The sequence below is a fragment of the Mesorhizobium sp. M7A.F.Ca.ET.027.02.1.1 genome (genome assembly GCF_004022985.1).
Lineage (GTDB): Bacteria > Pseudomonadota > Alphaproteobacteria > Rhizobiales > Rhizobiaceae > Mesorhizobium.
Map to the genome: position 1 here is coordinate 1 of NZ_RZOL01000339.1, position 6920 is coordinate 6920.

At 64.4% G+C, this 6920-nt stretch carries 7 protein-coding genes; 6 read left to right on the forward strand and 1 reads right to left on the reverse strand.

Going from position 1 to position 6920, the window contains the following annotated elements:
• Positions 1 to 197: 3-keto-5-aminohexanoate cleavage protein (locus EN749_RS27400; RefSeq protein WP_145991021.1), on the forward strand; the 197-nt coding region annotated here is incomplete at its 5' end.
• Between the two features lie 47 nt (positions 198 to 244).
• Positions 245 to 1123, forward strand: coding sequence for an SMP-30/gluconolactonase/LRE family protein (locus EN749_RS27405; protein ID WP_128364340.1), 879 nt, complete (start codon positions 245 to 247; stop codon positions 1121 to 1123).
• A 129-nt stretch (positions 1124 to 1252) separates the two neighbouring features.
• Here EN749_RS27405 and EN749_RS27410 read toward each other — a convergent pair whose 3' ends face one another.
• Positions 1253 to 2014, reverse strand: a complete 762-nt coding sequence (locus EN749_RS27410) for a GntR family transcriptional regulator (RefSeq protein WP_081738640.1) — start codon at positions 2012 to 2014, stop codon at positions 1253 to 1255.
• A gap of 149 nt (positions 2015 to 2163) precedes the next feature.
• Between EN749_RS27410 and EN749_RS27415 the strand changes: the two genes are divergently transcribed.
• The 4 genes from EN749_RS27415 to EN749_RS27430 form a co-directional block, all read left to right on the forward strand.
• A complete protein-coding gene (locus EN749_RS27415) occupies positions 2164 to 3411 on the forward strand; it encodes an enolase C-terminal domain-like protein (protein WP_027036211.1) in 1248 nt (415 codons plus the stop codon).
• Positions 3412 to 3473: 62 nt separating this feature from the next.
• Positions 3474 to 4550: an ABC transporter substrate-binding protein gene (locus EN749_RS27420; RefSeq protein WP_128364341.1), complete on the forward strand. Its 1077-nt coding sequence runs from the start codon at positions 3474 to 3476 to the stop codon at positions 4548 to 4550.
• 13 nt (positions 4551 to 4563) lie between these two features.
• Positions 4564 to 6054, forward strand: a complete 1491-nt coding sequence (locus EN749_RS27425; protein WP_348629383.1) for a sugar ABC transporter ATP-binding protein — start codon at positions 4564 to 4566, stop codon at positions 6052 to 6054.
• On the forward strand, positions 6047 to 6920 hold an 874-nt coding region (locus tag EN749_RS27430), incomplete at its 3' end, for an ABC transporter permease (protein ID WP_210214731.1). The genes EN749_RS27425 and EN749_RS27430, both read left to right, overlap by 8 nt.

A 6920-nucleotide genomic window follows, 5' to 3' on the forward strand; every position in this document is an offset into this window, starting at 1 on the left:
CGGCAGCGCTTGGCGGCAACATCCGAGTCGGGCTGGAGGACAGTGTGTGGGCAGGCAAGGGCAAGCTTGCCAAATCGAACGCCGAGCAGGTCTTGCTGGCCCGCAAGATCATCGAAGGGCTCGGCATGGAGGTGGCGACGCCCGACGAGGCACGCGAAATCCTGTCATTGAAAGGCGGCGACAAGGTCGCTTTCTGAGGCGGCCCGAACAATCGCCGCGAGACGCAAAAACGGAGGAGGACGGCATGAAGATCGAAGTCGTGGTGGACGTGAAGACCACGCTGGGCGAAGGACCGCTGTGGGACGTCGAACAGGAACGACTCTACTGGATCGACAGCTTCGACGGGCGCGTGTTTCGGGCGACCGCCGACGGACGCGAGATCCGGTCATGGGATGTGCCGATGAAGATCGGCTCGATGGCGCTGCGCAAGGACGGTAGCGGCGCCGTGGTGTCGCTGCAGCGCGGTTTCCATCTGCTCGATTTCGCCTCCGGCGATGTGACGCTGATCCACGATCCCGAGCCGGACAAGCCGATGAACCGGCTCAACGACGGCAAGGTCGACCGGCGCGGCCGCTTCTTCGCTGGCTCCATGGATACGATGGAAGAGGGGCCGTCCGGCGGGCTCTACCGGCTCGATCCGGATTTCTCCGTCACCCGGATCGATTCCGGCATCATCTGTTCCAACGGTCCATGCTGGAGCCCCGACGACCGCACCTTCTATTTCGCCGACACCTGGACCGGCGAGATATGGGCCTACGACTACGACATCGCCACCGGTGCCGCCACCAACAGGCGCACCTTCGTGCGCGTCGACACCAGCCGGGGCGGTGCGGCGGACGGCTCGACCGTCGATGCCGAGGGCTATCTGTGGAATGCGCTGGTCTATGACGGAAGACTGGTGCGCTATGCGCCCGATGGCAGCATCGACCGCGTCATCGATATGCCGGTCAAGAAGATCACCAGCGTCATGTTCGGCGGGCCGAAGCTGGACACCCTCTACGTCACCTCGATGGCCAAGCCGCCGCTGCCGCGTTTTCCCGGCGACGGCGTTTTGCGCGGCAGTCTGTTCGCCATCACGGGCCTTGGCATCACGGGCGTCGCGGAGCCGCGCTTCGGCGGTTGACGCCAGGCAAGCGAAGCGCCCGTAGCATACGCGGATCAGGCCTTGGCGCGCAGGAATTCCTCATCAAAAATGTGGCAGCACGTCCGCGGCGCTGCTCTTCACCCAATGGCACAATGAGCGGTCAATGGCTCATTGGCCAAAGAGGTCCGGGCGGGCCACGTTGAGCCGTTGAACCGTGCGGAGCACTTCGCGCAAATGCGCCGCCATACGCGCGCCTGCCTGCTTTGCCTCGCCGGTCTCCACAGCCTCAAAGATCGCCACATGCTGAGCGAGCAGCGTTTCAAGGTGGCCGGGTTCGGGCAGGCTCAGATAGCGCACACGGTCCATCTGCAGCTTGACCACCTGGATCACCCGCCAGCTCTTGGGCAGGCCGGCCTCTTCGCAAAGGCTGCGATGGAAGCCCTCGTCAAGCTCAAGAAACAGCTCGCGGTCGCCCTCGGCCACTGCCTTGGCCTGTTGGGCAAGGTTCACCCTGCCTGCCGCGATGAAGGCGCTGGAACCGTGTCCGGCCAGCTTCTGCACGACGGAGACTTCGAGCGCCTCGCGAATGAACTGCGCTTCCTCGACGTCACTTAGCCGGATCGGCGCGACGAAGCTGCCGCGTTGCGGCAGGATGTCGATCAGCCCTTCATCGGCAAGCCGGATCAGCGCCTCGCGCACGGGTGTACGGCTGACACCGAGCTGCTGGGCAAGGTCCTGTTCGCTGAGCGCTTCCGACGGCAACATCGCCAGCGTCGTGATGGCGCGGCGCAGGCGCTCGTAGATCTGCGGTGAGATCGGCATGCGATTGTTGACCGGCTCCAGAACCCGCGAGGGTTCGCGCTGACCGGCGTTTTTCAGCCTGGCAGCATTGCCTGAAAATCTGGTCGCCCCCGAAAGCTTGGTCCCCATGACGAATCCGTTGCTGTGAATGGCGCTGCACTGCTCCGGTCATGACACTGCGCACGCCCCAACTCAAGCGGCAAGCAGGATTGACGCTGTATTGACATACTACCATGGTAGTGTGTATGACGCCGGTAGGCCAGGGGAGAGGAGCCGGCATGAAGATCACGGACATCAAGGCGACCACCATCACCGTTCCGCTGGAAGCAGCATTGCGGCACAGCAACGGTACGCATTGGGGACGCTTTGTCCGCACCGTGGTCGAGGTCGAGACCGACGAAGGCATTGTTGGGCTCGGCGAGATGGGCGGCGGCGGCGCCGGCGCCGAACTCGCTTTCGCCGGGCTGAAATCCTACCTTGTCGGCCACGATCCCTTCGACCTCAACCGCATGCGTTACGCCATCTGCAATCCGACGGCGTCGCTCTACAACAATCGCACGCAGCTCCACGCAGCGCTGGAATTCGCCTGTCTCGACATCATCGGCAAGAAGCTCGGCGTGCCGGTCTACCAACTGCTTGGCGGGCGCGTGCGCGACCGGATCGGCTTCGCCTCCTATCTGTTCTTCCGTTATGCCGACCGCCGCAGCGGCAAGGGCGAGGTCCGCACCATCGATCAATTGCTCGAGCATGCCCGCGCGCTCAAGGCCGAACATGGTTTTCACGCCCACAAGCTCAAGGCCGGCGTGTTTCACCCCGACTATGAGCTGGAGTGTTTCAGGGCGCTCGCCGCCGAATTTCCTGCCGACACGCTGCGCTATGATCCGAACGCCGCCCTGTCGGTCGAAGAGGCGCTGCGTTTCGGCCAGGCCATCTCCGATCTCAGGAACGACTATTTCGAGGATCCGACCTGGGGCCTGGCCGGCATGCGCCGCTTGCGCGAGAAGCTCTCCATCCCGCTGGCCACCAACACCATCGTCATCGATTTCGAACAACTCGCCACCAATGTGCGCGACCCTGCGGTTGACGTGATCCTGCTCGACACCACTTTCTGGGGCGGCATCCGCGCCTGCGTGCGCGCGGCGCAGATCTGCGACACGTTCGGCCTGGGCATTGCCGTGCATTCCTCTGGCGAACTCGGCATCCAGCTCGCCACCATGCTGCATCTTGGCGCTGTGCTGCCCAACCTCGTCTTCACCGCCGACGCGCATTACCACCACCTTGCCGACGACATCATCGTCGGCGGCAAGATGCGCTACGAGAATGGTGCGATCGCGGTGCCGGAGGCACCGGGCCTCGGTGTCGAGCTCGATCGCGACAAACTCGCAACCTATGCCGAGCTCTATCGCTCGCTGGGCGGCTACGCCTACGACCGCGATCCTGGCCGTCCGGGCTGGTATCCGCTGCTGCCCAACACCAGTTTCGCCGACCATTTGAACGATGCCGTGCCCGATCTCGGGCTGGGCTGACATTTTTCGTTCGAAAGGATCGGCGGGAGGACGCTATGACTTTCAACCGGAGGAGAACAACAATGAGCAGGACCACAGCCTTATTCCTTGCAGCCATGCTCGGCTGCACCAGCTTTGCAACGCTGGACGCGCGCGCCGATGACGGCGTCGCCAAGGGCGACACTTCGGCCAAGAAGATCGCCTTCAGCAATTCCTACGCCGGCAATTCCTTCCGCCAGGTGATGATAAAGAGCTTCGAGGAAATGGGCGCCAAGGCCGTGGCCGACAAGCAGGTCGCCGCAACAGCCGTCGTCAGCTCGAACAATTCGGTGACCGAACAGGCCAGCCAGATCGAGAACCTGATCCTGCAGGGCTACGACGCGATCATCGTCCTTGCCGGCTCCGACACCGCACTCAACGGCGCCATCAAGGATGCCTGCAATGCCGGTATCACGGTCGTTGCCTTCGCCAGCGGCGTCACCGAGCCTTGCGCCTATGTCGTCGACTACAACCTTGACTCCTATGCCAAGGCAGAACTGGATTTCATCTCCAGCAAGCTCGGCGACAAACCGGCCAACATCCTCGAGATCCGCGGTATGGCCGGCGACGGTTTCGACAAGCGCCTGCATGAGGGCGTCGAGAAGGCGATGAAGGCGCACGCCAGCTACAAGGCTGTCGGCGAGGTCTATGGCCAGTGGACGGCGACCGTGGCACAAAAGGAAGTGTCGGGCATCCTGCCGTCGCTGCCTCAGGTCGATGCGGTGCTGACGCAGGGCGGCGACGGCTATGGCGCGGCGCAGGCATTCAAGGCCGCCAACCGGCCGCTGCCGATCATCATCATGGGCAACCGCCAGGACGAATTGGCGCTGTGGAAGCAGGAGCATGATGCCGGCGGCTACGAAACTTTCTCGCTGGGCGCCACGCCCAGCGTCTCGCAGGTCGCGTTCTGGGTCGCCCAGCAGATCCTGGCCGGCAAGCAGGTGCCGAAATTCGTCGAGGTGCCGCTCCTGCAGATCAATCAGCCTGACCTCGACGCTTGGCTGAAGACGGTTCCCGCAGGCGGCGTGGTCAATGCCGAATACCCGCAGGAGCTGGTGGCCAAGATCATCGACGCCAACGTAAAGAAGGAGCCTCTGCCGGGCGTTCCCGCGCCGAAATGAGCAGCATGGCCGAATGATGAACGATCCCACGTCGCCCAAAAAGGACGCAGCAGAGAGAGGCGATGCTGACAGCCCTCTTGTCGAGGTAGGCAATGTCCGCAAGAGCTATGATGCCGTGCATGCCTTGGGCGGCGTGGATTTTCATCTGAACCCCGGCGAGGTCGTTGGCCTGGTCGGTCACAACGGCGCCGGCAAGTCGACGCTGATGAACGTCCTGGCCGGCACCATCGAGCGCAGCAGCGGCAGCTTTCGCGTCGGCGGACGTGAGATCGGTGCCTGGAGTGCGGCCAGTGCCCAGCAGGCCGGTCTGCGCTGTATCTTTCAGGAACTGTCGCTCTGCGCCAATTTGACGTCGGCGGAAAACACCCGCATCGTGCACAGGTCCTTGCGTGGGTTGGGCTGGCGGCGGCGCGCGCGCCAGGTAATCGGTCCGGTGCTGGACGAGATCTTCCCTGGCCACGGAATCGACCTCGACAGGAAGGTCGCCGACCTGCCGATCGGCGAGCGACAGATGGTCGAGATCGCCCGCGCCTTCACGCAGACCAGCATCAAATTGCGCGCCGTCATTCTCGATGAGCCAACCTCGGCGCTCGGCCATGAGGCGACGGAGCAACTGCTCACCCACATTCGTCGTGCCGCCGGACGTGGTATCGCCTGCATCCTGATCACCCATCGACTGAACGAGATCCTCGCCGTCTGCGACCGCACCGTCGTCATGGTCGACGGCAAGGTCGTCGCCGAGCGGGCGACCGCCGGCCTGTCGCGCGCCGCGCTTGTCGAATTGATGGGCAGCATCGAGCGGCCCCGCGATCGCTCCGCAGGCAAGGCGTCGTCGGTGCAAGCTCCGGTTATCCGGCATGCCGGCCGCGACACCGCTGATCTGACCATCGACGTCGGCAAGGGCGAGATCATCGGTTTCGCCGGGCTCGACGGCCACGGCCAGCGCGAGCGGCTGCGCGCGATGTTCTATGCCGCGCGCCGGCAGCGCGAGGCCTTGCCGGGTGCCTATGTTGCCGGCGACCGCGGCTCTGAAGGCGTGTTCTCACTGTGGTCTATCGCCGACAATCTGACCATCCGCAGCCTGAATGCGCTGACGCGGGGCGGCATGATTTCAGGCGCCGCCGCTCGCAAGCTGGCCGAGACCTGGTCGGAGCGGCTCAAGGTAAAGGCGCCTTCGATCGACACGCCGATCATGTCGCTGTCCGGCGGCAACCAGCAGAAGGTGCTGTTCGCTCGTGCGCTGGCGTCGGACGCCGAGGTGATCTTCCTCGACGATCCGATGCGCGGCGTCGATGTCGGCACCAAGCAGGAGGTCTACCGGCTGATCCGCGCGGAGGCCGAGAACGGACGCGCCTTCGTCTGGTACACAACCGAACTCGAAGAGCTGACCAATTGTGAGCGCATCTATGTCTTCCGCGAGGGCCGCGCCGTGGCCAGGCTGGAAGATGAGGCCATCGAGACCGGCCGTATCCTGCAGGCGTCGTTCGGAGGCGACCATGTCTGACGCGGCTGCCCGAGTTCCGGCCCGTTCTCCTTCCAATCCGCGTTCGGCCTTGCTCAATGCCATGCAGGTCGGCCTGCCGGCTATCGCGCTGCTGGTTATGCTGGCCATCATCTTCAGCATCCGCCCGGCGGCGATGAGCTATTTCGGCTTCCATCTGCTGTTCAAGCTCTCGGTGCCGCTGGTCTTTGCCGCGCTGGCGCAGATGATGGTGATCATGCTGGGCGACATCGACCTGTCGAACGGCGCCTTTGTCGGGCTGATCACCTGCGTCACGGCGCTCTATCTCGGGGACGCGCCGGCAATCGCGGCGCTGTGCTACATCGTCCTGATCGCCGCCTATGCCGGTTTCGGCCTGCTTATTCATGCCCGGCAATTGCCCTCGATCATCGTGACGCTGGGCATGTCCTTCATCTGGCTCGGCATCGCCGTCATCCTGTTGCCGGCACCGGGTGGCTCGGCACCCGCATGGCTTGCCGCCTTCATGAGCTGGCAGCCGCCTTTGATGCCGCTGTCGATCTGGCTGGCGGCACTGGCGGCGCTCGCCGGCCATCTCGTCATCTCACGCTCCTCCTATGGCGTGGTGCTGCGCGGCGCAGGCGGCAATCCGCGCGCCGTCGAGCGCGCCGGCTGGTCCGTTATCGGCATCCGGGTCGCGGTCTATGCGGTCGCCGGCCTGCTCGCCTGTGTGGCCGGGCTGACGCTGACCGGCCTCACCACATCGGGCGACGCCAATGTCGCGCCGGCCTATACGCTGCTCGGCGTCGGCGCGGTGATCCTCGGCGGCGGCGCCTTTACCGGCGGCGTCGTCTCGCCGGTCGGCACGGTGATCGGCGCTCTGACGCTGTCGCTCGCGGGCTCGCTTCTAT